Annotated in this window: 21 protein-coding genes; 14 read left to right on the forward strand and 7 right to left on the reverse strand. The window is 31.8% G+C overall.

Features of this window, described 5'->3' with window-relative positions:
* The first annotated feature begins 1 nt into the window (after position 1).
* The gene (locus tag AAGV28_RS06580) at positions 2–376 is read left to right on the forward strand and encodes a methylglyoxal synthase (RefSeq protein WP_373406030.1); all 375 of its coding nucleotides are present in this window, start codon (positions 2–4) and stop codon (positions 374–376) included.
* Here AAGV28_RS06580 and AAGV28_RS06585 read toward each other — a convergent pair.
* Complete coding sequence (locus tag AAGV28_RS06585; RefSeq protein WP_373406031.1) at positions 357–737, reverse strand: RidA family protein; 381 nt, start codon at positions 735–737, stop codon at positions 357–359. The two genes, AAGV28_RS06580 and AAGV28_RS06585, sit on opposite strands and share 20 nt — an antisense overlap.
* A 42-nt stretch (positions 738–779) precedes the next feature.
* Positions 780–3,527, reverse strand: a complete 2,748-nt coding sequence (locus tag AAGV28_RS06590; protein WP_373406032.1) for a putative LPS assembly protein LptD — start codon at positions 3,525–3,527, stop codon at positions 780–782.
* Between the two features lie 78 nt (positions 3,528–3,605).
* Here AAGV28_RS06590 and AAGV28_RS06595 point away from each other — a divergent pair, with 78 nt between their 5' ends.
* The 9 genes from AAGV28_RS06595 (at position 3,606) to AAGV28_RS06635 (ending at position 11,951) form a co-directional block, all read left to right on the forward strand.
* Entirely contained in the window at positions 3,606–4,682 is a 1,077-nt protein-coding gene (locus AAGV28_RS06595) for an N-acetylmuramoyl-L-alanine amidase family protein (RefSeq protein WP_373406033.1), read from the forward strand.
* A 110-nt stretch (positions 4,683–4,792) separates the two neighbouring features.
* Entirely contained in the window at positions 4,793–5,869 is a 1,077-nt protein-coding gene (locus AAGV28_RS06600; protein WP_373406209.1) for an N-acetylmuramoyl-L-alanine amidase family protein, read from the forward strand.
* A 47-nt stretch (positions 5,870–5,916) separates the two neighbouring features.
* Positions 5,917–6,876, forward strand: coding sequence for an MlaD family protein (locus tag AAGV28_RS06605; RefSeq protein ID WP_373406034.1), 960 nt, complete (start codon positions 5,917–5,919; stop codon positions 6,874–6,876).
* A gap of 14 nt (positions 6,877–6,890) precedes the next feature.
* Positions 6,891–8,222, forward strand: a complete 1,332-nt coding sequence (locus tag AAGV28_RS06610; protein WP_373406035.1) for a 4Fe-4S dicluster domain-containing protein — start codon at positions 6,891–6,893, stop codon at positions 8,220–8,222.
* A 77-nt stretch (positions 8,223–8,299) separates the two neighbouring features.
* Positions 8,300–8,767: a hypothetical protein gene (locus tag AAGV28_RS06615; RefSeq protein ID WP_373406036.1), complete on the forward strand. Its 468-nt coding sequence runs from the start codon at positions 8,300–8,302 to the stop codon at positions 8,765–8,767.
* 78 nt (positions 8,768–8,845) lie between these two features.
* Positions 8,846–9,637: a (Fe-S)-binding protein gene (locus AAGV28_RS06620; protein WP_373406037.1), complete on the forward strand. Its 792-nt coding sequence runs from the start codon at positions 8,846–8,848 to the stop codon at positions 9,635–9,637.
* 73 nt (positions 9,638–9,710) lie between these two features.
* The gene (locus tag AAGV28_RS06625) at positions 9,711–10,193 is read left to right on the forward strand and encodes an ABC transporter ATPase (protein ID WP_373406038.1); all 483 of its coding nucleotides are present in this window, start codon (positions 9,711–9,713) and stop codon (positions 10,191–10,193) included.
* A 131-nt stretch (positions 10,194–10,324) separates the two neighbouring features.
* Positions 10,325–11,494, forward strand: coding sequence for an N-acetyl-alpha-D-glucosaminyl L-malate synthase BshA (bshA, locus tag AAGV28_RS06630; RefSeq protein ID WP_373406039.1), 1,170 nt, complete (start codon positions 10,325–10,327; stop codon positions 11,492–11,494).
* Positions 11,495–11,522: 28 nt separating this feature from the next.
* Positions 11,523–11,951: a protease complex subunit PrcB family protein gene (locus tag AAGV28_RS06635; protein ID WP_373406040.1), complete on the forward strand. Its 429-nt coding sequence runs from the start codon at positions 11,523–11,525 to the stop codon at positions 11,949–11,951.
* A gap of 48 nt (positions 11,952–11,999) precedes the next feature.
* Here the strand turns inward: AAGV28_RS06635 and AAGV28_RS06640 are convergent, their stop codons facing one another.
* On the reverse strand, positions 12,000–12,509 hold the full coding sequence (locus tag AAGV28_RS06640) for a hypothetical protein (protein WP_373406041.1): 510 nt from the start codon (positions 12,507–12,509) through the stop codon (positions 12,000–12,002).
* A 116-nt stretch (positions 12,510–12,625) separates the two neighbouring features.
* Complete coding sequence (locus tag AAGV28_RS06645) at positions 12,626–13,450, reverse strand: UDP-2,3-diacylglucosamine diphosphatase (RefSeq protein WP_373406042.1); 825 nt, start codon at positions 13,448–13,450, stop codon at positions 12,626–12,628.
* 184 nt (positions 13,451–13,634) lie between these two features.
* Between AAGV28_RS06645 and aroC the strand changes: the two genes are divergently transcribed.
* The 3 genes from aroC (at position 13,635) to AAGV28_RS06660 (ending at position 18,450) form a co-directional block, all read left to right on the forward strand.
* On the forward strand, positions 13,635–14,693 hold the full coding sequence (gene aroC, locus AAGV28_RS06650; protein WP_373406043.1) for a chorismate synthase: 1,059 nt from the start codon (positions 13,635–13,637) through the stop codon (positions 14,691–14,693).
* 159 nt (positions 14,694–14,852) lie between these two features.
* Positions 14,853–16,133, forward strand: a complete 1,281-nt coding sequence (locus AAGV28_RS06655) for a dicarboxylate/amino acid:cation symporter (protein ID WP_373406044.1) — start codon at positions 14,853–14,855, stop codon at positions 16,131–16,133.
* A 115-nt stretch (positions 16,134–16,248) separates the two neighbouring features.
* The gene (locus tag AAGV28_RS06660; protein ID WP_373406045.1) at positions 16,249–18,450 is read left to right on the forward strand and encodes a response regulator; all 2,202 of its coding nucleotides are present in this window, start codon (positions 16,249–16,251) and stop codon (positions 18,448–18,450) included.
* Positions 18,451–18,519: 69 nt separating this feature from the next.
* Here AAGV28_RS06660 and AAGV28_RS06665 read toward each other — a convergent pair whose 3' ends face one another.
* The 3 genes from AAGV28_RS06665 to AAGV28_RS06675 form a co-directional block, all read right to left on the reverse strand.
* Positions 18,520–19,770 carry a DEAD/DEAH box helicase gene (locus AAGV28_RS06665; RefSeq protein ID WP_373406046.1) on the reverse strand — a complete coding sequence of 417 codons (1,251 nt, stop codon included), beginning with the start codon at positions 19,768–19,770 and terminating at the stop codon, positions 18,520–18,522.
* A 233-nt stretch (positions 19,771–20,003) separates the two neighbouring features.
* Positions 20,004–20,522, reverse strand: coding sequence for a YkgJ family cysteine cluster protein (locus tag AAGV28_RS06670; RefSeq protein WP_373406047.1), 519 nt, complete (start codon positions 20,520–20,522; stop codon positions 20,004–20,006).
* A 99-nt stretch (positions 20,523–20,621) separates the two neighbouring features.
* A complete protein-coding gene (locus AAGV28_RS06675) occupies positions 20,622–21,653 on the reverse strand; it encodes a formimidoylglutamase (protein ID WP_373406048.1) in 1,032 nt (343 codons plus the stop codon).
* 108 nt (positions 21,654–21,761) lie between these two features.
* Between AAGV28_RS06675 and AAGV28_RS06680 the strand changes: the two genes are divergently transcribed.
* Positions 21,762–22,637, forward strand: coding sequence for a hypothetical protein (locus tag AAGV28_RS06680; protein ID WP_373406049.1), 876 nt, complete (start codon positions 21,762–21,764; stop codon positions 22,635–22,637).
* Positions 22,638–22,822: the final 185 nt, after the last annotated feature.

A 22,822-nucleotide genomic window follows, 5' to 3' on the forward strand; every position in this document is an offset into this window, starting at 1 on the left:
TATGGAAATAGCTATAATTGCTCATGACGGAAAAAAAGTAGATATGGTTCAGTTCTTGAATAAGAACATTGATTTATTGCGACAAGAAAAAATTAAACTTATTGCTACAGGAACAACTGGAGGGAAGGCGGAGAAAGCCGGTTTTAAAGTAAAAAAAATGCTTTCTGGTCCTATGGGAGGCGATGCGCAAATTGCAGCCCGTGTAGCAGAAGGTAAAACTAAAATGGTTTTATTCTTCAAAGATCCATTGGCCAGTCATGCTCATGAAGTGGATATTAATATGTTGCTTCGTGTATGTGATGTACACAATGTGCCCATAGCCACTAACGAAGCCTCGGCACAATTGTTATTGAGTGCTATAACACTGCTACCATAGAGATTTCAATATTTACGTTTTTTGGCAAACATGCCACTTGAACCGTTTCACGAGCTGGAGCGGTTTTTTCGTTAAAATAAGATCCGTAAATCGTGTTGATTGTTCCAAAATCATTCATGTTCATAATGAAAATAGTTGATTTTACCACATTTTCAAAACTCATTCCTGCAGCTTCTAAAACTGCTTTTAGGTTTTCCATAACCTGAGTTGTTTCGGCTTCAATAGTAGCAGTTACTAAAGTTCCATCAACAGGATTGATAGCAATTTGTCCTGAGGTATAAAGCGTATTTCCTGAAAGTATCGCTTGATTGTATGGTCCAATTGGAGCTGGTGCTTTTTCGGTAAAGATTATTTTTTTCATGATAGTAACATTTTATATGAAACGAGTTGTTGAGTAAAAGAATTAACGATTATTGAAATTCCGTTTTTCCCATTTAATATCACTTAAGATACCTGATTTAATTCCGATGAAGAAATTCCAGTTGGCATTAGGGCCAAAAGGCATCCAGTTTAAAGACATTCTCCAACTAGATAAATCACGTTCAAAACGCATTTGGGTATAGGTTACCCCTTTTTGAACAAAATCGTATCCTGTAGAAACGCCTACTTTCCATTTAGGAGTAAGATCCGTATTAGCAGAGATCATTATGGAATTCCCCGTAATTCTGTTTTCTCGATTGTTATTACTATAAGTTAAGGCGTAAGCAAATGTCATGTCCCAAGGCAATTCGGCATTAAAAAATTCTGAAATAACATCTTCTCCTTCTTCTTCGCTGCCATCAAATAGACTTTTTCTATTGTCATTAAGTTCTATAGCCTCACCAAAAAGATCATCTTCACGCCCCCCATTTCGAGTAGTCTGATCCGTTTTTTTATCCTTCTTATCGTCCTTGTCTTTGCTAGATAAAGAATAGTTTAAAGTTATATTAGCACTGGTCATTCTAAACAAACTTCCTTCGTTGTCAATATTGTATTTGTTAATTCTTCGTCCTGAATTATCAATAGCGTAAGGGTCTAAAGTCGCGGCAAAGTTAGCGTTTAATTTATTTTGAAAAAATTGTGCGCCAGTACTTACCCTAACTGGTGACCAAGCTAGTGCAACAACTCCATCGGCATCTAAATTATAACTGGTAGAAAGGTTTAAATTGTTTAACAACATTACTTTCTTGGGTTCTGTTTTAGTAGAATCTTTGTCAGTTACTTTTGCTTCAAAAGTATTGCTAATACTAATTCCCATTGTATTGGAATTACTCAATCCAGGAACTCCATAAATACCGCCTTCAAAACGTGTGTATTGTCTGTTCATAGTGCCACTGGCATCAGAGGCGTAAGTATCATAATATTTCTCAAAGCTGGGAGTGTAACCATAAGATACTGACGGTCGCATGACGTGTCTAATGGCTTGTATCTTTTTATTCTCACCAAAATTGAATGTTCCATAAATAGTGGTTCCTATACTGCTTGAAAAGTTGTACGTTCTAAAAGCATCAAATCCATTTACAGTTTTGTCAATCACAGCACTTTGTTCAGTATTATATTCTTTTCGGATGGTTTTTGCGTACCAAATTTCTTCGTAATTTACCGATGTAGAAGCACTAAAATATTTGAATAATTTAAAGTTTGTGCTTAAAGGAATGCTATGTTGGAAACCAATTTGAGCATCTTTAAACATTTCGGGTTTGAAAAACAAAGAATCGGTAGTGGTAATGTAATTGCGCCCGTTTAAATTATATTGCAGGTTGATGTTTTTAAAGAAACCTTTCTTTACGCCGTCTTTTCCAACAAAAGGATACATCCTGTCCAAACTAAATTGCAAAGTAGGTAGTGTCATGTTGATTGACTCCGTTTGGGTATTTTGAGAATGGGTTGCTGATAAAGATAATCGAGCCTGAGGTATAATATTGAATGTTTTAGAATAAGAAATCGATGAACTTAAAGTGTTGTTTAATGAAGATCCAATATTCGACTGGTTAATCGATTGTTGGAAATATTTACTACTTCCTAAATTGACTGATGCTGAAAAGCTGGAATTAGGATTGGCTTTAGTATCTCTAGAATGAGACCACTGGATGTTGTAAATATTTTGTTTAGAATAATCTGGATAACCTCTTTCACTATTAATAAGGTTTTCAAAACGAACGTTTACGTTTCCTCTAAATTTATATCGGGTGGCATAAGAAGATTCAAATCGCATACCGTAACTTCCATTGGTGTAATAATCTGCTAATACCGTTAAGTCATAGTGATCGCTCAGGGCAAAATAATATCCTCCGTTTTGCAAAGAGAATCCTCTATTATTGGAGTCATTATAACTGGGTAAGATTAATCCAGAAACACTTGTTTCTTTGTTCATTGGAAAAAAAGCAAAAGGCAAGGCAATTGGAGTAGGGACATTGGCAATAACGAGATGAGTTAAACCAGTAATTACTTTTTTGCCAGGAATAAATTTTACCTTACTCGTTTGGAAATAATATTCTGGATTTTCTTTATTGGTAGATGTTGTAAAACGAGCTCCCTTTAAAAAGTAAACTGAATCGTTTTCTTTTTTGGTAATAGCTGCTTTTACATTAAATTCACCTTGATCTGTCCTCGAATTCCAAATCAATGCTTTTTTAGTCTTGAAATTAAAACGAATCGAATCGGGTTCTATAACATTTTCGCCTTGTTTGAAGTTAGGATATTGTGTGTATTTACCGGTGGAATCTTTAATTCTACCAGCATAAACCTCATTTTTTTGATAATCCATGATTATTTTTCCCGATTTTAACTCTATATCTTGGTAATAAAGTTCGGCATTATCGTATAAGGTGATTAATTTGCTTTTTTGATCAATTTTAGCATATTGATCTGCTTTGTATTTTACTTTTCCGTCAAGAAATGCTTTTTTAGGTTTTATACTGTCTGTTTTAATACTGTCTTTTTCAGTTTTAAGAGTGTCAGTATCAGTGATTATAGAGTTTTTATTAGCTTCAATAGCTATTTTTTGTTGCGGTGTAGCAATAGGTTTCGTTTTTTTTACTATATCTTGCGAATATATGTTTGTTGCTCCAAACATAAGGAGGAATGATAATAAAACGATATGAAATAAGTTTGTCCGCAAAGGTATAAATGCTATTTTTGTAAAATTATGGCTTGTTTTTTGAAGTGTCAAACTTACAGATTATTTTCGGCAAAAATAGTCAAATAAAAAAATTAAGCATACTGCTTTTAATTAAATTAACTTTTAAAAATGAAATTCATTTATAAGAACTTTTTTTTAATAACAATTCTAATGTTGTTTGGATTTAGTTCCGTTTTCTCTCAGAATACAAAGGTTTTTACAGTAATCCTTGATGCGGGTCATGGAGGAAAAGATCCCGGTAATTCTTATCATGGTTTTGTAGAAAAAGAAATCGCACTTAAAACAGTTTTAAAGGTTGGAGATTTTCTAAAAAAAGAACGTAATATTGAAATTATATACACTCGAACTTCGGATGTATTTGTTGAATTAGCTAATAGACCTAAAGTTGCCAATAATGCTAAGGCTAATTTGTTTGTGTCCATACATTGTAATTCCGTTAAAAACGAAGGACCGCATGGAACAGAAACGTTTGTTATGGGATTGTCCAGGCACGATATGAACTTAGAAGTAGCTAAAAACGAGAACTCGGTTATTTTACTGGAAAAAGATTATAAGAGAAAATACCAAGGATTTGATCCAAAAAAGCCAGAAACATTGATCGGATTGACAATGATTCAGGAAGAAAATCTAAATAGTAGCATAAGTTTAGCCTCTGGAATTCAAAATAATTTTACAAAAAAATTAAACAGAAGTTCAAGAGGAGTAAAACAACAGCCATTATGGGTTTTAGACGCAGCTTATATGCCTAGTGTTTTAATTGAATTGGGGTTTTTGTCTAATAAAGTAGAAGGTAAATTTTTGAATTCTAATGAAGGACAAACTAAAATGGCAAAACAAATTGCCGATGCGATTATAGATTACAAACGCAAATATTATGGAACATCAGAATCAGATAATGATTCTTATCATAATGATTCGAATAAAAAAAATAGTAATGAAAAAGTTTCAAAAAAAGGAGAATCATCAGATTTAATTTATAAAGTTCAAGTTTTGGCAAGCCCCAAAAAAATAAAATTAGAGCCAAGTAATTTTAAAGGTTTAAAAAACATATCGTATGAATTTTTAAATAACCTCTACAAGTATATGTATGGCGCAACTTCAAATTTTCAGGAGGCCAAAAAAATGCAGTTAGAAGCTAAGAATGCAGGATATTTAACAGCATTTATTATTAAAACGAAAGAATAGTTCCATTTATTGAATTGAAAATAAGTTTAATGAGTCAAAACAAAAATATTTTGAAATTATCAGTTACAATTAGAAAAACTACCACAACATTATCATTATTAATAATCTTAATGTGTAATTCTGCTTTTGGTCAATCGGATGTTTTTAAAGTCACACTAGATGCTGGGCATGGCGCACATGATTTTGGTGCTGCTTATAATGGTCACGTCGAAAAAAACATAAACTTAGCCATTGTACTTAAAGTAGGAAAGTTGCTAGAGCATCATCCTAAAATTGCTGTTATTTATACTCGAAAAACAGATGTTTTCATAGATTTAGTCGAAAGAGCCAATATTGCCAACAGAGCTAATTCGAATATTTTTGTTTCTATTCACTGCAATGCCAATAGAAATACAGCAGCCGATGGAACAGAAACCTATGTAATGGGGATGAGCAAAATTGCTTCTAACTTAGAAGCGGCTAAAAAGGAGAACTCGGTAATTACTTTAGAGAAGGATTATAAAGAAAAATACGAAGGTTTTGATCCAAATTCTCCAGAAACCATGATTGGTTTTACGTTGATGCAAGAAGAATATTTGGACAATAGTATTTCTTTAGCTAGTAAAATACAAAATGGTTTTGCAGCTTTAGGAAAAAAAATTAGAGCAGGCGGAGTAAAACAAGCCCCATTTATGGTGCTGCATAAGGCTTACATGCCGAGAGTTTTAGTTGAAACTGGATTCATATCTAATTATGTTGAGGGAAATATTTTAGATTCTGAAGAAGGTCAAAATGATATAGCCAGAGCTATCGCTAATGCAATTATTAGCTATAAAAATGAATATTTTGGAGGTGAAGCATCGGAAGTAGCAGTGAAACCCTCTGAAAGAATAGTCGAAACACCAGTACAAGATCCAGTAGTTCCTAAAAAAGAAGTTCCAGTTCAGACCAAAGACGGTGTTGTTTTTAAAGTACAATTAGCTGTTTCAAGTAAAAAATTAGCGTTAGCTCCTAAAAATTTTAAGGGGTTAAGCAATATTTCGATGGAGCGAATAGGTGGGGATTATAAGTATTATTACGGGGAAACCACTGATTATGAGGCTTCAAGAAATCTTCTAGAGGAAGCGAAGGCAAAAGGATATAGCTCTGCATTTTTAGTCGCCTACAAGGATGGTATTAAAATCAATATTCAAGACGCAATTAAATAACGACAAGTTCTAATATTTATATTAAATTTGCACTAAACACTTATATTTTGAAACTAACAAGAGAAATTAAGACTGCAATTTTAGTAATTGCATCATTATTATTATTTATTTGGGGTTATAGTTTTTTAAAAGGAAAGGATCTTTTTAATAGTTACACTACATTATTTGTAGAATACGACAGCGTAGAAGGCTTAGCAACATCTGCACCAGTAACTTTAAATGGGTTAGTAATTGGTAAAATAGAACAAATTACTATCAATCCCACAGATGGTAAGTTATTAGTCGAATTGCAAATAAAAACCGAATTTCCAATCTCTAAATCGAGTCTTGCTATAATCTATGAGCCAGGATTTATAGGAGGAAAACAAATTGCTATCGAACCTAATTTTTCGGATAAAACCGTTGTAGAAAATGGAGATAGATTAAACGGAAATATGCGATTAGGAATGACCGAATCGTTAAGTAAAAAATTAGTTCCACTTCAAGATAAAATTGAAAAAGTATTAATTAATGCTGACAATCTAATTTCTGGAATTAATAATGTTCTTGACAAAAAAACACAGGAAGATTTAAAAAGAAGTATAGCCGAATTGAGTAAAACAATGGAGCAATTCCATCAAGCTTCTGCTGGTGTAAACTCGTTATTAGCCCAAAACAAGACACAAATTAACGGAGCGGTTACAAATTTTAATAGAACGGCTAGTAATTTTGCTAAAATTTCCGATTCATTAAATAAAGCCGATTTAGGAAAAACAGTTAAAAATCTTAATGCTACTTTAGCAAAAGTTAATGGTGTTATGGCTGATTTAGAAGCAGGTAATGGTACTATGGGGAAATTATTAAAAGACGACGCATTGTATAATAATTTATCTAAAACCTCTAGAGAATTAGAATTATTACTTCAAGATGTCCGTTTATATCCTACAAGGTATATTAATGTTTCTGTTTTTGGAAAGAAAAATAAACCATACACTGGACCAGAAGCGAATGATACCATTTCGAAGTAAAAAAACAGCATAATATGAGTTATTTAGACAATATATTATTTGCCATCATCTTAATTATTGGTATTGGATATTTCATTTCGAATATCAAAAAAATCTACAGAAATATCAATTTAGGAATTGATATCAATCGAAAAGATAATTCAAAAGAAAGATGGAAAAATATGGTCATGATTGCTTTAGGGCAATCAAAAATGGTAAAAAGACCTATTGCAGGAATTTTGCATATCATCGTCTATGTTGGTTTTGTTATCATCAATATCGAATTAATAGAAATCATTATCGATGGATTATTTGGTACACACCGAATTTTTGCTTTTCTAGGTTCTTTTTATGATGTACTTATTGCTTCTTTTGAAATTTTAGCCTTATTAGTTATTGTTGCCGTAATTGTTTTTTGGATTAGAAGAAATACAATCAAATTAAAACGTTTTGTAAATCCTGATTTAAAAGGTTTTCCTAAAAGTGATGCCAATTACATCTTATATTTTGAATTAGTATTGATGTTCTTGTTTTTATTCATGAACGCTACTGATTTTCATTTACAATACGTTTCAGGAGGTTATTCCCATTTTATTCAAGCAGGTTCTTTTCCTGTGAGTCAGTTTTTAGCACCATTATTTAATGGAATGAATAACGATTCAGTAGCTATGCTCTCTGAATTGTTTTGGTGGTTGCACATAGTAGGAATTTTGATATTCATGAATTATTTGTATTTCTCTAAACATCTTCATATTCTATTAGCTTTCCCAAATACCTATTATGCTAATCTAAAACCATTAGGAGAATTTGATAATTTAGAAGCGGTTACTAAAGAAGTAAAAATGATGATGGATCCTAATGCAGATCCATTTGCAGCTCCAGCACCAACAGAAGGCGAAGTTCCAGCTAAATTTGGAGCCAGTGATATTCAAGATTTGAATTGGGTACAATTACTGAATGCTTACACTTGTACTGAATGTGGAAGATGTACTTCGGTTTGTCCAGCTAATATAACAGGTAAGAAATTGTCTCCTCGAAAAATCATGATGGATACTCGTGATCGAATGGAGGAAGTAGGTAAGAATATTGATGCCAATAAAGGTATTTTTGTTGCAGATAATAAAACATTATTGAACGATTACATTACTCCCGAAGAACTTTGGGCTTGTACCTCTTGTAACGCTTGTGTGGAGGAATGTCCAGTAAGTATTAGTCCGTTATCGATTATTATGGATATGCGACGTTATTTAGTAATGGAACAAAGCGCTGCACCAACAACTTTAAACGCCATGATGACTAATGTTGAAAATAATGGTGCACCTTGGCCCTACAATCAACAAGACCGATTGAATTGGAAAAACGAGTAATCCCCACCCCAGCCCTCCCCGAAGGGGAGGGAGTTGAATCTGGAAAGTAGGAGTGTGACTTTGGTTAGTATATTAAAATGATTTCAAGAATAAATATTGCAGAATTTAGAGAGCGTTTAACTGAAAACACAAAATATGGTAATCCAAAAATAAAAGGAACACCATTTGGTGCTTTTTTTATATTTGGAGAATCAAATAAAATTTTCTTTGGAACTTATGGTAAAAATAAATTTGAATTAACTAAAAACTTTATTTTTCAAATGACACCATATATTATTTCTGGAGAGATTCAATCTAAAAACAATATTCAAACTGAGGTTAATTACGAAATTAAACCAATTGGATTTGGTTACTATTTGATGAAATATATGCTGTTAATTGGAATTCCTATATTTAATTTAACCCTTTATACATCATCAGCACCTTTTGAAATATTTAAAATAGCAAATTTAGGTCTATTTTCGATGGCTATTTTACACTATTTTAATATGAGAAGATTAAAAATTAAACCTGAAAATGATTTTAAAAAAATTTTTGAAATATAATTATAAATTAACACATTCCAATTTCGGCTCCCTCTTCACAGTGGCGAAAGGGCTGGTGTGGGGATAAATACAAACAATATGTCAGAAAATTTGATAGTACCTACAATGGCTGAAATGCTGGCTCAAGGAAAACAACCTGAAGTTTTGTTTTGGGTAGGTTGTGCAGGAAGTTTTGACGATAGAGCCAAAAAAATCACTAAAGCATTTGTACGAATATTAAATAGTGCCAATGTTTCATTTGCTGTTCTTGGTACCGAAGAAAGTTGTACCGGAGATCCGGCCAAAAGAGCAGGAAATGAATTTTTGTTTCAAATGCAAGCCATGATGAATATCGAAGTGCTTAATGCGTATGAAGCTAAAAAGATTGTTACCGCTTGTCCGCATTGTTTTAATACTTTAAAGAATGAATATCCTGAATTAGGCGGAAAATACGAAGTGATTCATCATACCGAATTTTTAAAATCCTTGTTGGATGACGGAAGATTATCTATTGAAGGAGGTCAGTTTAAAGGAAAGAAAATCACTTTTCATGATCCTTGTTATTTGGGAAGAGCCAATAAAATATATGAAGCACCTCGCGATTTAATTGAAAAATTAGATGTAGAATTGGTCGAAATGAAACGATCAAAAGCTAATGGATTGTGTTGTGGAGCAGGAGGAGCGCAGATGTTTAAAGATGCCGAAAAAGGCAATAAAGAAGTCAACATCGAAAGAACTGAAGATGCTCTTGAAACAACTCCAGATATTATTGCAACAGGATGTCCGTTTTGTAATACTATGATGACGGACGGAATTAAAAATAAAGAAAAAGAAGGCGAAGTAAAAGTGATGGATATTGCTGAGTTAATCGCTAATGCACAGGATTTGTAAACAAAGGTTTAACACTCAAAATTAAATCTGAAATCTAAAATCTAAAATCAACAATTTAAAATCTTAAATCAAAATGTACGTACCATTTGAAAATTTACCAGAAGAATCCAGAATTTGGATTTATCAATCGAATAGAAAATTTTCGGATGCCGAATTTTCTGAAATCGAAAAAGATTTGCAACAGTTTCTTGAAAGTTGGGCTGCACACGGTACTAGTTTAGAAGCTTCTTACCAGTTAAAATACAATCGTTTTATAATTATTGCAGTAAATCAAGAGGTTCAGGCAGCTACAGGTTGTTCTATTGATGCTTCGGTAGTTTTTATTCAAAGTTTAGAGCAAAAATACCAAGTTGATTTATTGGATAAAATGAATGTAACTTTTAAATTAGGAGAACACATTGCTCACAAACCATTAATAGATTTCAAAAAAATGGTAAAAGACAAAGCAGTTACCGAAAACACTATTGTTTTTAATAACCTGATTAACAATATACAAGAATACAATGAATCCTGGGAAGTGCCTGCAATAGACAGCTGGCATAGTAGATTTTTTTAGTAAAATGACAAAAGGAGAATTTTTTCTCCTTTTTTTATGCTTATATATTGTCTGATTAATAAGTTAGTTTTAAGTTAATTTAATTCTTTTTTATTGCTTTTTGAGTACTTTCGTAGTACTAAAATTTATACATGAAAATAGCAATAGTTTGTTATCCAACCTTTGGAGGAAGTGGTGTTGTGGCTACTGAATTAGGTTTAGAATTAGCTCGTTTGGGACATGAAGTTCATTTTATTACCTATAGCCAACCCGTTCGTTTGGCTTTATTAAGTCCTAATGTTCATTACCACGAAGTAAATGTCCCTGAATATCCTTTATTTCATTACCAACCTTATGAATTAGCCCTGTCGAGTAAGTTAGTCGATATGGTTAAACTCTATAAAATAGATGTACTGCATGTACATTACGCCATTCCTCATGCTTATGCCGGTTATATGGCCAAGCAAATGCTTAAAAATGAAGGAATCGAAATTCCAATGATTACCACACTTCACGGAACTGATATTACGTTAGTTGGAAACCATCCGCATTATAAACCAGCGGTGAGTTTCAGTATCAACAAATCAGATGTGGTAACGTCGGTTTCTCAAAGTTTAAAAGAGGATACCTATAAACTTTTCAATATTAAAAGGGAGATTCATGTCGTTCCTAATTTTATCGAATTGGATAAAAATATCAAAGATTATAATATTCCTTGTCAGCGCACGCTTATTGCAAAACCAGAAGAACGAATTATTACCCACATTTCTAATTTTAGAAAAGTAAAATGTATTCCTGATATTGTTCGAATATTTTATAAAATCCAACAAGAAATTCCAGCCAAATTATTGATGGTAGGTGATGGGCCGGAAAAGGAAAAAGCCGAATTGTTGTGCCAAGAATTAGGTATTGTAGAAAAGGTAATCTTTTTTGGGAATAGTAACGAAATTGATAAGATTTTAAGCAATTCGGATTTGTTTTTATTGCCTTCCGAAACCGAAAGTTTTGGATTAGCCGCTCTGGAAGCTATGGCTTGGGGCGTTCCTGTTATTTCTAGTAATTCAGGTGGATTACCTGAAGTGAATTTTGATGGTGTTTCCGGTTATTTGAGTAATGTAGGTAATGTTGATGAAATGGCTGATAATGCTTTGAAAATTTTAAAAGACGATGCTGTTTTGGCTCAGTTTAAAGATAATGCTTTATTAGTAGCTCAAAAGTTTGATATCAAACATATTTTGCCTTTGTATATTGATATTTACGAAAAAGCAATTAGAAAGTACACTAAAAAAAGTAAACATTCAAGTAGACCTCATAAGGAATAAATTACTACTGATAATAATCTCTAAAGACATGAAAAAAAGTTTTCTTTTGTTATTTTTGGTTTTAGTATTGTTTTCATGTAAAACAGCAATAAAAGTTTCAGCAGAGAAACCTTTGTATGAAGTTTTATTACAGCAAAATGATGGCGGAGGAAATATTAATTTCTATGAAATTCTATCAGAACCCAATGAAATTAAAATGCTTTTAAATGATGAAAAATTAAAAGGAAAAATAAATGCCACTGATGTTCAGCAATCTAATTTTGTAATTTTGAATATGGGCGAAAAACCTACAGGCGGCTATGCCATAACAGTTGAGAATGTTATAGAAACTGATAAGGAAATTATAATTAAAGTAAAAGAATTGCTACCTGAGCCTGGCGCTATTTTGTTACAAAGTATTACCTATCCTTACACTATAGTGAAAGTGAATTCGAAAAAAGAAATAATTGTAAAATAGAAAATGCCACTATTTCTAGTGGCATTTTTTATATAGTAATTCTTGTGATTAGAATTGGTATCTAAGTGACACTGCAATATCAGAACCGTAATTATTGTTGTAATAACCACCATTTCCACCAATTTCAGGTCTGAAATCTAAAGAAATTAACAAAGGAATATCAAAATCGTATTCGATACCGATGTTTCCTGCTGCAAATGCAAATACACCATCATCGTTGTAGTCTCTATTATCAGAATAAGATCTGTCATAAGTTCCAACACCACCACCAATACCAGCATACCAGTTGAATCCGCCATCAATATTCCATACCCATTGGTATATCGCAGTTAATTTAATAGCATCGTCGTCATAACCTTTATAGTTACTTCTATTTCTCCAACCTAAATCTAATTCTAAACGATTGTTGTCAGATAAACCTCTTTGATACGAGATTTCTGTTCCAAATCCATTGCTTCCTCCGAAACGAAGACCTAATGCATTTTTAGAAATTTCTTGTGCTTGTGTGCTAAATGCTAATCCCATTAGCATGATAGCAGATAAAATAATTTTTTTCATAAATAAAGTTTTATTACTGGCAAATTTACAAATATTATCAAACGCAAAGTTTATGATATAATTATATATTTTTATATAATTCCCACTTTTTTTTGTGATGAATTAATTGTAAGGATTTATTTAGAGAGTATTATTGATGCAATTAATTGTTCTCCAGTAAGTTCTTCTTTTTCGATGAGATTCTTTGTTTCGTTATATTTTGATTCTTCATATCGATAGAGCTTCCATTTTTTTCTATTATACTCTAAAGACGTAAGATTTTCTACCCAATCTCCCGAATTCAGGTATAAAGTAGAGCCGTTATTATTTGATTTTTTTAAAATTTTAGGTTCATGAATATGACCACACAATACATAATCGTATTTGTTTTCTATTGCTAATTCGGTAGCTGTTTCTTCAAAATCAGAAATGTGTTTGACTGCTTTTTTAACACTGGCTTTTATTTTTTTAGAAAAAGAATAAGGCTCTTTGCCCATTTTGTTGAGACACCAATTAAAGAAACGGTTAATTAGAATTAAATAATCATAACCTAAACCGCCTAATTTTGCAATCCATTTAGCATGATTGACCGAAGCATCAAAAACATCACCATGAAAAATCCAGGCTTTCTTATCATCCATTTCTAAAACCACTTTATCAGCTAAGATGAAATTACCCATATTCATCTCGGTAAATTTGCGGAGCATTTCGTCATGGTTTCCAGTAATATAATAGACTTTAGTTCCTTTTGAAGCAAAGCTTATTATTTTTTGGATTACTTTTAAATGAGATTTAGGGAAATAGGATTTTCTAAATTGCCATATATCAATGATATCACCATTTAAAACTAAGATTTCAGGCTTAATAGACGATAGATAGTTGTATAATTCTTTAGCATGACTTCCATAAGTTCCAAGGTGAACATCAGAGATTACAACTACTTCAACTTTTCTTTTTTTCAATTGATTTCTAATTTGTTGTTTTGCAAATTAACGCTGCAAATGTGAATTTATCTTAAAGTGAAGGTTAATAAATAAATTATGGTTGGTAAAGAATAAGAGCAATTTTTAGTTAAGATGTAAAACTTTAATTCTTTAATTTTTAAAGCTAAAACTAAAATGGTACTTTTGTTCAAAATTAATTGTAATGGCAGGAAATAGTTACGGAACCCTATTTAGAATAACAACTTTTGGAGAATCACATGGTGAAGCTTTAGGAGGAATCATTGATGGTTGTCCATCAGGAATTGCATTAGATTTTGATGCTATTCAACTAGAAATGTCTAGAAGAAAACCTGGACAATCAGCTATTGTTACGCAAAGAAAAGAACCAGATGATGTGCAGTTTTTATCTGGAATTTTTGAAGGAAAAACAACTGGAACGCCAATAGGTTTTATTATTCCAAATACCAATCAAAAATCAGATGATTATTCGCATATAAAAGATAATTACCGACCTAGTCATGCCGATTATGTGTATGATCAAAAATATGGTTTTAGAGATTATCGCGGTGGTGGAAGAAGTTCAGCTCGTGAAACAGCAAGTAGAGTAGTGGCTGGAGCAATTGCTAAGCAAATGTTGTCTGATATTAAGATTCACGCTTATGTTTCTGCGGTAGGACCCCTTTCAATAGAAACTCCTTATCAAGAATTGGATTTTTCTAAAATTGAAAGCAATCCAGTACGTTGTCCAGACCAAGAAATGGCTGCAACAATGGAAGATTATATTAAACAAATTCGTAAGGAGGGAGATACAGTAGGAGGCGTGGTTACTTGTGTGATTCAAAATGTTCCTGTGGGACTTGGAGAACCTGTTTTTGATAAATTACATGCCGAATTAGGAAAAGCAATGCTTTCAATCAATGCGGTAAAAGGTTTCGAATTTGGTAGTGGTTTTGAAGGTTCTAAGATGAAAGGAAGTGAGCATAATGATTTATACAATGCTGATGGTACCACAAGAACCAATCTTTCAGGTGGAATCCAAGGTGGAATAAGCAACGGAATGGATATCTATTTCAAAGTAGCTTTTAAACCAGTGGCAACTATTATGCAAAAACAAGAATCCTTAGATAATAAAGGGAACATTACCGAAATGACAGGCAAAGGGCGTCATGATCCTTGTGTAGTGCCTCGTGCAGTGCCTATTGTTGAAGCAATGGCGGCAATTGTACTAGCTGATTTTTATTTGATAAATAAAACGTATTAATAAATAATCATAACGATTTTTTGTTATTTTTACCCGATAGAGGTGAAAACGTTAAATAATTCTTTTGAATTTTACTAAAACGCGTATAATTATTTAAAACTCCTCTAAATTTCAGAGGAGTTTTTTTTATTCCTATAAATCAAAAAAGAAAAAACAGATATGAAAAAAAGTCTTGCACTGCATTGGAAAATTTTGATAGGAATCCTTTTTGGGTTACTTTTTGGATTAATGGCTAAAAATTTACAGCTTAATGAATTTGTAATTGACTGGATTAAACCATTTGGAACTATTTTTATCAATATGCTCAAAATGATTGCAGTACCATTGATTGTAGTTTCCTTAATTGTAGGATTAGCTGATTTAAAAGATATTTCAAAATTATCCCGATTGGGAGGAAGAACAGTTGTTTTCTACCTTTTCACCACTGTTTTTGCAGTTTCACTAGGTCTTTTTTTAGCTAATATTATAGAGCCAGGAAGTTACATCAACCAAGAAGCAAGAGAGAGTTTGTTGAGTAATTTTTCTGGAGATGCTTCACAAAAGATTGAAATGGCTCAAAAAGCCAAAGAAAGCGGGCCGCTACAGCCGCTAGTTGACATTGTTCCAGAAAATATTTTTAGCGCATTAAGTGATAATGCCAGTATGTTACAGGTAATTTTCTTTGTTATTCTTATTGGAATTGGCTTAATTTTAATTGAAGAAGAAAAAGCAAAACCCGTAGTCGCTTTTTTTAAAGGAATGAATGATGTTATTTTAAAAATTATAGACCTTATGATGTTGTTTTCGCCTTACGGAGTTTTCGCCTTAATGGCAGCGTTAATGGTCGAAATCCCTGGTTTTTCCACGTTAGGAGCACTTGGTATTTATGGATTGACAGTTTTGTTAGGTTTGCTGATAATGACTTTTTTATTTTATCCTGCATTATTGATGTTGTTTGCCAAAGTAAATCCAATTCAGTTTCTAAAAGCTATAGCACCTGCTCAATTATTGGCTTTTTCAACCAGTTCGAGTGCAGCAACACTTCCTGTTACTATGGAATGTGTTACGGAACGCCTTGGTGTTGATGAAGAGGTTTCTAGTTTTGTACTTCCCTTAGGAGCAACGGTAAATATGGATGGAACCAGTTTGTATCAAGCCGTTGCAGCCCTATTTATTGCTCAGGCAATGCTTCCTTATCCATTGGATTTTGCTACGCAATTGATGATTGTAATAACAGCTACCTTAGCGTCTATTGGCTCTGCAGCAGTTCCTAGTGCGGGAATGGTAATGTTAGTTATTGTTTTAGGGCAAGCTGGAATTCCTGAAGCTGGATTAGCACTAATTTTTGCCATTGATAGACCTTTGGATATGTGTAGAACAGTAGTAAATATTACTAGTGATGCCACTGTAGCAACGATTGTAGCAAAATCAGTAGGGAAATTAAATAATCAAAATATTTAATTTTTTTTAAAATCAGATTAAAAACAACAGGATGTGACTCCTTTTTTTTAAATAAAACTTAACGTCATGTTGATAATCGATTGATTGTTTTATATTTGAAAAGATTATTATGGCTATGTCTTTTTTTAAAATTATTTTTCTCTTACTCACTTTACCACTTTTTAGTCACACAAAGATTAAAAACACTCCAATTTCTTCAAAACAGATAGCGCTATTAACAGAGCAGGCGTCAGTATATTTGGATGAGTATAAATATGAATTGTCTTTAGCTAAAGCTCGAGTGGCTTTACAATTGGCTTATAAAGTAAACAATGATCTTTTAGTTGCTAAGAATTATAATATTATTGCAGGAAATTATGAAGAACTCAATGAGTTTAAAAGAGCCATATACTATTATAACAAAGCATTGGATCATGCCAATAAATCGGGCAATGATTCTATAAAACACAGGTTTTATAATAATTTAGGAAATGTATATTGCTTTGATGAAAAACAATTTGATAAAGGATTGTTTTATTATCAAAAATGTCTAAAATATAGCGAAAAAGAGGGCGATTTCAAACAAATTTACATGACTAAATTAAATTTGACGTGGGCTTATTTTAATGCTAAAGATTTCGAAAAAGGGAAAATCTATCTTGACTTTATTAATAAAAAATATCGGGGATATGATAATGAGTCTGATCAGGTAATTATAAATATGCTTAACGGTATGTATTATAATAATTTGGGGGATTTTAAGAAAGCAGAATTTTATTTTTTAAAAGCAAATTCTTTAGGTGAATTACAGAAAGATAAATCTGATTATTCATACGCTTTAGAAGAATATACAAAATTTTTATTTCATAGCGGGAAATACAAAGAAGCTTATGAGAATATGATTTTGTTTCATAAAATTATTGAGGAAATAGAGCGTAAAATAAAATTAAACCGAGCATATATTGCAGGAACCAATTTAGAAATTGATGAGTACAAAAGAAAAATTGATGAAATTGAATTAAAAAATAATTTTCAGGCACAGGTTTTAGAAAAAACCAAAACAATTTCTATTTTGTTAATTATCAGTTTGATTACTTTATTGCTTTTTATTTATTCACTATATCGAAATTATAATTTAAAGAAAGTAAAAAATTTAGAATTGATACAAAAAAACCAGGAGTTATTTCTTGCAAAAGAAAAAGCCGAAGTAGCTTCTAGGTTGAAATCTCAGTTTGTTTCTACTATAACACACGAATTGCGTACGCCACTGTATGGAGTTATCGGGATCACAAATATGTTAGTAGATGAACACAAAGAGCTTTCAGATAGTCCACATTTAAAATCACTTAAATTTTCGGCAAAATATTTATTGTCATTAGTCAATGATGTTTTACAAATTAATAAAATAGAAGAAAACAGAGTTGTTTTAGAAAAAATGACCTTTAGTATTGCTGATGAAATAGACTTTATTAAAAATTCGATGTCTTATTTGGCTCAAAAACACAACAATAGTATTAAGGTAATCTTAGACCCTGCTATTCCAGAATATCTAATTGGAGATAAATTACGATTTTCTCAAATCATTATCAATTTAGTAAGTAATGCTTTGAAATTCACACATAACGGTGAAGTAACTATTTTTGCTCACTTAGTCGATGTAAAAGGAGAACTGTATTTTATCGAATTCAACATAGAGGACAACGGAGTGGGAATAGCTAAAGAAGATCAGGGAAAAATATTTGAAAAATTTGTTCAAGTTAGTCGAAAAGAAATTGATTATCAAGGTACAGGACTCGGTTTATCCATTGTAAAACAGCTTTTAGAATTGTTTAATAGTACTATTTATTTAAAAAGTGAATTAGGAAAAGGAACTTGTTTTAATTTTACTATTGCTTTTGAAAATGACAAACTGAAAACCAATTCAATCATTAATAATATAAATGTAGACCTATCTTCTAATAAAAAATTCAATATTTTAGTCGTAGATGATAATAAAATTAATCTTTTAATTACACAAAAAACAATTGAAAAATTTAATTATCAATGCAGTGCGGCTTCATCCGGTAAAGAAGCATTGGAATTATTAGATTCAGAAATATTTGACGTAATATTAATGGATATTAATATGCCAATATTAAATGGCTTTGAAACAACAAAGTTAATTCGTCAAAGAGAAATAAAAACACCTATAATTGCTTTAACTGCATTTGATAAAGAAGAGATTACTGAAGAAGCTATTTCGGCAGGTTTTAATGATATTATTTGCAAACCTTTTGATTCGAGACAATTGCATAAAGTAATCAATGAGGTAATTGTAAAAGGATCGAATTTGCTGTAAAAAAAACAATCGTAAAAGAGTGTTTTCGAACTCATTTACGATTGAAATAAAATTTGAAAGCTTGGGTTGTTAATACCAGCGTTTTTTATTTTGTTTAGAAGCTTCAGATTTTCTCGATTTATGTGCTCCACCGCTTCGGTTTGAGTTTTTAGGTTTTTCCTCATTTTTATCAGGGCTTCCTGCGTGCCAAGGATATGGGTGATCTGAAATGGTTTTTACATCCACTTTAATTAATTTTTGAATGTCTTTCCAGTAGCCATGTTCGTCTTTACTACAAAAAGAAATAGCAATTCCACCATTTCCTGCACGTCCCGTTCTACCTATTCGGTGAACGTAGGTTTCAGGAATATTAGGTAAATCAAAATTGATAACATAAGGCAATTGGTCAATATCAATACCACGGGCTGCAATATCAGTAGCGACTAGAACACCAACTTCTTTGTTTTTAAATGCATCTAACACTCGTTGTCTAGCATTTTGCGACTTATCTCCATGAATGGCTTCGGCAGCAATATTTTTTTTGTGCAATGCTTTTACTACGTTATCAGCACCGTGTTTTGTTCTTGAAAAAACTAAGACATCAGTCATGTTTTCATTTTGTAATAAAGTATATAGTAAGTTTCTTTTTTCGCCTTTTTCTACAAAATAAACGTGTTGTTCTACTTTTTCAGCTGTTGATGAAACTGGAGAAACCGTTACCATTTCTGGATTTGTCAAAAACATTTCGGCTAATTCTCTAATGGCGATGGGCATGGTAGCCGAGAAAAACAAAGTTTGTCTGTTTTTAGGCGTCAATTTCACAATTTTTTTCACATCGTTTACAAATCCCATATCCAGCATTTGGTCGGCTTCGTCTAAAACTAAATTGTGTAAATGGTCTAAATCGATAAATCCTTGTTTGTGTAAATCTAATAATCTTCCGGGAGTGGCAATTAAAATATCAATCCCTTTTTTTAGTGTGTCAACCTGAGGATTTTGAGAAACACCACCAAAAATGGTCAACTGAGTCAGATTGGTATATTTAGCATAGGTTTCAAAACTTTGACCTATTTGTACCGCTAATTCTCTTGTAGGAGTCACTACCAAAGTACGGATTACTTTTGGTTTTTTAGACGAACCTACAATTCGATGCAATTGATGGATAATTGGAATAGCAAAAGCAGCTGTTTTTCCTGTTCCAGTTTGTGCACAACCTATTACATCATTCCCGGCTAAAATTAATGGAATGGCTTGTTCTTGAATGGGAGTAGGGTTAGTATAGCCTTCTTCATATACGGCTTTTTGAATACTTTTTGATAATGATAAATCTTCGAATAACATAAGTTTGGTATTAATCATCCTGTATTAGCTACAGCGATAAGTTGCGCAAAGATAGTATTATTATTTTTGATGCTTGAGTTTGCATTAGAACTGGATACATTGGTAGAAGATAAATCTAAAGGTAATCATCAATTGATTGAAACTTTTTATATCTCCTTAGATGATTAGAGAATTATAATGTGCCTGTAGTAATAGTTTTTATTTTCAATTCAGTTACATACTGTGTTACGGCTTTATTTTATAATTTTTTGATTACCGGTTATTTTACTCAAAACACCAATAAAACCAATAAGTTTTAGCCATAACTCTCTATTCTTTTTCATTTCTTCTGTGGGATGAGGTAAAATTTCATCAGATAGCTGTCTAATGTTGTGTTTTTTGTAAATATCTATTTGATAAGCTAATTTTAATACTTCCAATCGGTACTCTAATGCTTTATCAATCATTTCTTGAGCCTTTATTATATGCAATTTTCCTTGTTTAACATCTTTGAGAGGTTTACAAAAATAAATTCCACAAATCTTAGGCCGAATTTTGTCATAAATAGAGCAGCATTGATCGAAGTGATGGCAAGCAAGCTTGAAAAAATGTTTGCCATCAGCTTCAGTAAAAGTCTCTAATGTTAAATTTTGAGCTATTTTTTTGTCTGCTTCATCCTTTATAGAAGCTTTATTGAATAGTGTTCCATCGCAGCACATTCCGCATTTTAAACAAATTTCAGAAAGTTGGTCTTCTATGTTGATTCTTTTCATACTTCTAGTAGTCCTTATTTTATATTTTTAGGTTATAATTTATTGGAAGTAAAAATAAAATGTTTTAAATAAACACTTGATTAGTTATTCTATTTTGATTTATTGTGCTTTAGATTTTATAAAATCAGTTACAAGATAGCCAATTAGTTTTCCTATTAAATGGTTGTTTTTATCAATATCTAAATCAGGTGCTCCTTCGCAAATATGAATGTAAGTCGCATTTTTGTCTTTGGCAAAGTAAGAAACAAACTGACGTAATTCTTCAACTGAAAAACCGCTTAAAGTCATGGCACTACTGGCAATATTAGGAATGGCATCCAAATCGATTTCAATTCCAAAAGGCTCCATTTTAATAAATTCTAAAGCATCAATCATTTCTTGAGAAAAGTTTTTTTCTTTTCGAATATTGATACTGTCGTAGGTATTGTAACGAACACGATCATCGGTCTTTTTGATAATATCTAAGACACTTTTAGAAGTATAATTTTCGTGTAAACCAAAAACGAAATATTTTTTCAGGAAACCTTCTTCATAAGCATAAGAAAAACCATTTCCGCTGTGACGTCCTTCTAAAATTCTAAAATCCGAATGTGCATCAAAGTTAATGGCGTTAATGGGTTTACCTTTAGCAAGAGCCGTACCTTTAATATTTCCGTACGCATTGTTGTGTCCACCACCAATAATAATGGGAATCTTACCTAGTTTCACGATGCTAAAAATGATATGTGAAACATCTTTGTCAATTTTTTTTACCAATTGACTTAGTTTTACACGATCATCAATGTTGTGAAAATTTAAATTTTCTACTTCTTCCATTTCTTCCGAGACATTAATTTGTCCCAGAACAACGATTTGGCTTCCTTTGCAAAAACGATTGTGCTGAATGTTTGCAATGCTTTTTATGGCTTCATTCCATGCAGAGGCTGCTCCAGGTCTTCCAAAATTAGCCCGGATACCAATGTCTTCAGGGATTCCTAATAAGACATATTTAGCATCTGTATTTTTAATAAACGAAATAGGATTTGTTCCAATAGGAACCGTGAGCATTTTTTCTCCAAATTTTATTTCTCCGCTTCTATGGTTCGTAACCTTTGCTAAATCATGAAATGTAAACGGTATGAACTTTTCCATAAAAGAAAATTTTTTCCCCAAAAATAATATAATTTCTGTACTTACGTTATATCTTAAAAATTATATTGTTAAATTTGGTATTATTAAAATTGAAAAAAAGTTAAAAAAATGGAAAACAAGCAAAGTAGTTCAAGTCTAAAAGCAGTTATAGCTGTATTGGCAGTTTTATTAGTGGGGAGTTTAGTTTATATTTTTAAATTATCTTCTGATACAGAAAAGGTACAAACAGTATTGACTAAAGAGGTGTCTGAAAAAGATTCAGTGTTGAAAAATTTAGAAGAATTAAAAACAACTTATGATGCTGCAATTGCCGAGAATACTTCAATGTCAGACGAATTGATTCTGGAAAGAGATAAGGTAGTAGGTTTGATGGATGAAGTAAAAAAATCCAAAGGTGATCTTTCGTCTTTTAAAACGAAAATGAATCTTTTACAAAACAAAATGAAGGCTATGATGGCTGAAAACGAAGGGTTGAAAACTCAAAATACGGTTTTAAAAACACAACGTGATAGTACAGCAGTAGTTTTGAATGAGTCTAAAAAATACAACCAAACATTAGTGGGACAAAATGATGAGTTAGCTAAAGTGGTTGAAAAAGGGGCAAAATTGACGGTTGTAAACATTCAAAGTTCTGCATATAAAGTGAGAAGTTCTGGAAAAGAAATTGAAACAGACAAAGCTAAAAGAACAAATATGCTTAAAATTAGTTTCACTATAGCAGGTAATGAAATTGCACAATCCGGAGACAAAACCTATTATGTTCAAGTAATTGATAGTAAAAACAATGTTTTAGGAGAAAAGAAAAACATTAGTTTTGAGGATAGAAATTTGACTTATAGTTTTACAAGTACTGTGAAGTATGAGAACAAAACAGTGAATGTTTTAGAAAACTTACCAGGTAAAGATTTTGAAAAAGGAACTTATTCCATCAATATTTTTGATAAAGGAGAATTGGTTTCTAAATCAAGTTTTAACTTGAAATAATTGATTTAGCATTTGCAAATATTTTAAAATTGTGAAGTTAAAAAAGAGTAAACTTTTTAAAAGTCATGTATTTACGTAAGTAAAAATGAATAATTTATTATCGTTTAAAATAGCATAATGCCTTATAGGGTCTAAATCATTATTAATTACGATACTAGAAAAAAGTCAAAAAAGACTTAAAGGAT

The organism is Flavobacterium zubiriense, assembly GCF_041729725.1.
GTDB classification, from domain to species: domain Bacteria; phylum Bacteroidota; class Bacteroidia; order Flavobacteriales; family Flavobacteriaceae; genus Flavobacterium; species Flavobacterium zubiriense.

Excerpts from the sequence above, each read along its gene's own strand:
- AAGV28_RS06580 (WP_373406030.1), top strand. The coding sequence starts at position 2 with ATGGAAATAGCTATAATTGCTCATGACGGAAAAAAAGTAGATATGGTT.
- AAGV28_RS06585 (WP_373406031.1), bottom strand. The coding sequence starts at position 737 with ATGAAAAAAATAATCTTTACCGAAAAAGCACCAGCTCCAATTGGACCA.
- AAGV28_RS06595 (WP_373406033.1), top strand. The coding sequence starts at position 3,606 with ATGAAATTCATTTATAAGAACTTTTTTTTAATAACAATTCTAATGTTG.
- AAGV28_RS06600 (WP_373406209.1), top strand. The coding sequence starts at position 4,793 with ATGTGTAATTCTGCTTTTGGTCAATCGGATGTTTTTAAAGTCACACTA.
- AAGV28_RS06610 (WP_373406035.1), top strand. The coding sequence starts at position 6,891 with ATGAGTTATTTAGACAATATATTATTTGCCATCATCTTAATTATTGGT.
- AAGV28_RS06615 (WP_373406036.1), top strand. The coding sequence starts at position 8,300 with ATGATTTCAAGAATAAATATTGCAGAATTTAGAGAGCGTTTAACTGAA.
- AAGV28_RS06620 (WP_373406037.1), top strand. The coding sequence starts at position 8,846 with ATGTCAGAAAATTTGATAGTACCTACAATGGCTGAAATGCTGGCTCAA.
- AAGV28_RS06625 (WP_373406038.1), top strand. The coding sequence starts at position 9,711 with ATGTACGTACCATTTGAAAATTTACCAGAAGAATCCAGAATTTGGATT.
- bshA (WP_373406039.1), top strand. The coding sequence starts at position 10,325 with ATGAAAATAGCAATAGTTTGTTATCCAACCTTTGGAGGAAGTGGTGTT.
- AAGV28_RS06635 (WP_373406040.1), top strand. The coding sequence starts at position 11,523 with ATGAAAAAAAGTTTTCTTTTGTTATTTTTGGTTTTAGTATTGTTTTCA.
- AAGV28_RS06640 (WP_373406041.1), bottom strand. The coding sequence starts at position 12,509 with ATGAAAAAAATTATTTTATCTGCTATCATGCTAATGGGATTAGCATTT.
- aroC (WP_373406043.1), top strand. The coding sequence starts at position 13,635 with ATGGCAGGAAATAGTTACGGAACCCTATTTAGAATAACAACTTTTGGA.
- AAGV28_RS06655 (WP_373406044.1), top strand. The coding sequence starts at position 14,853 with ATGAAAAAAAGTCTTGCACTGCATTGGAAAATTTTGATAGGAATCCTT.
- AAGV28_RS06660 (WP_373406045.1), top strand. The coding sequence starts at position 16,249 with ATGTCTTTTTTTAAAATTATTTTTCTCTTACTCACTTTACCACTTTTT.
- AAGV28_RS06665 (WP_373406046.1), bottom strand. The coding sequence starts at position 19,770 with ATGTTATTCGAAGATTTATCATTATCAAAAAGTATTCAAAAAGCCGTA.
- AAGV28_RS06670 (WP_373406047.1), bottom strand. The coding sequence starts at position 20,522 with ATGAAAAGAATCAACATAGAAGACCAACTTTCTGAAATTTGTTTAAAA.
- AAGV28_RS06675 (WP_373406048.1), bottom strand. The coding sequence starts at position 21,653 with ATGGAAAAGTTCATACCGTTTACATTTCATGATTTAGCAAAGGTTACG.
- AAGV28_RS06680 (WP_373406049.1), top strand. The coding sequence starts at position 21,762 with ATGGAAAACAAGCAAAGTAGTTCAAGTCTAAAAGCAGTTATAGCTGTA.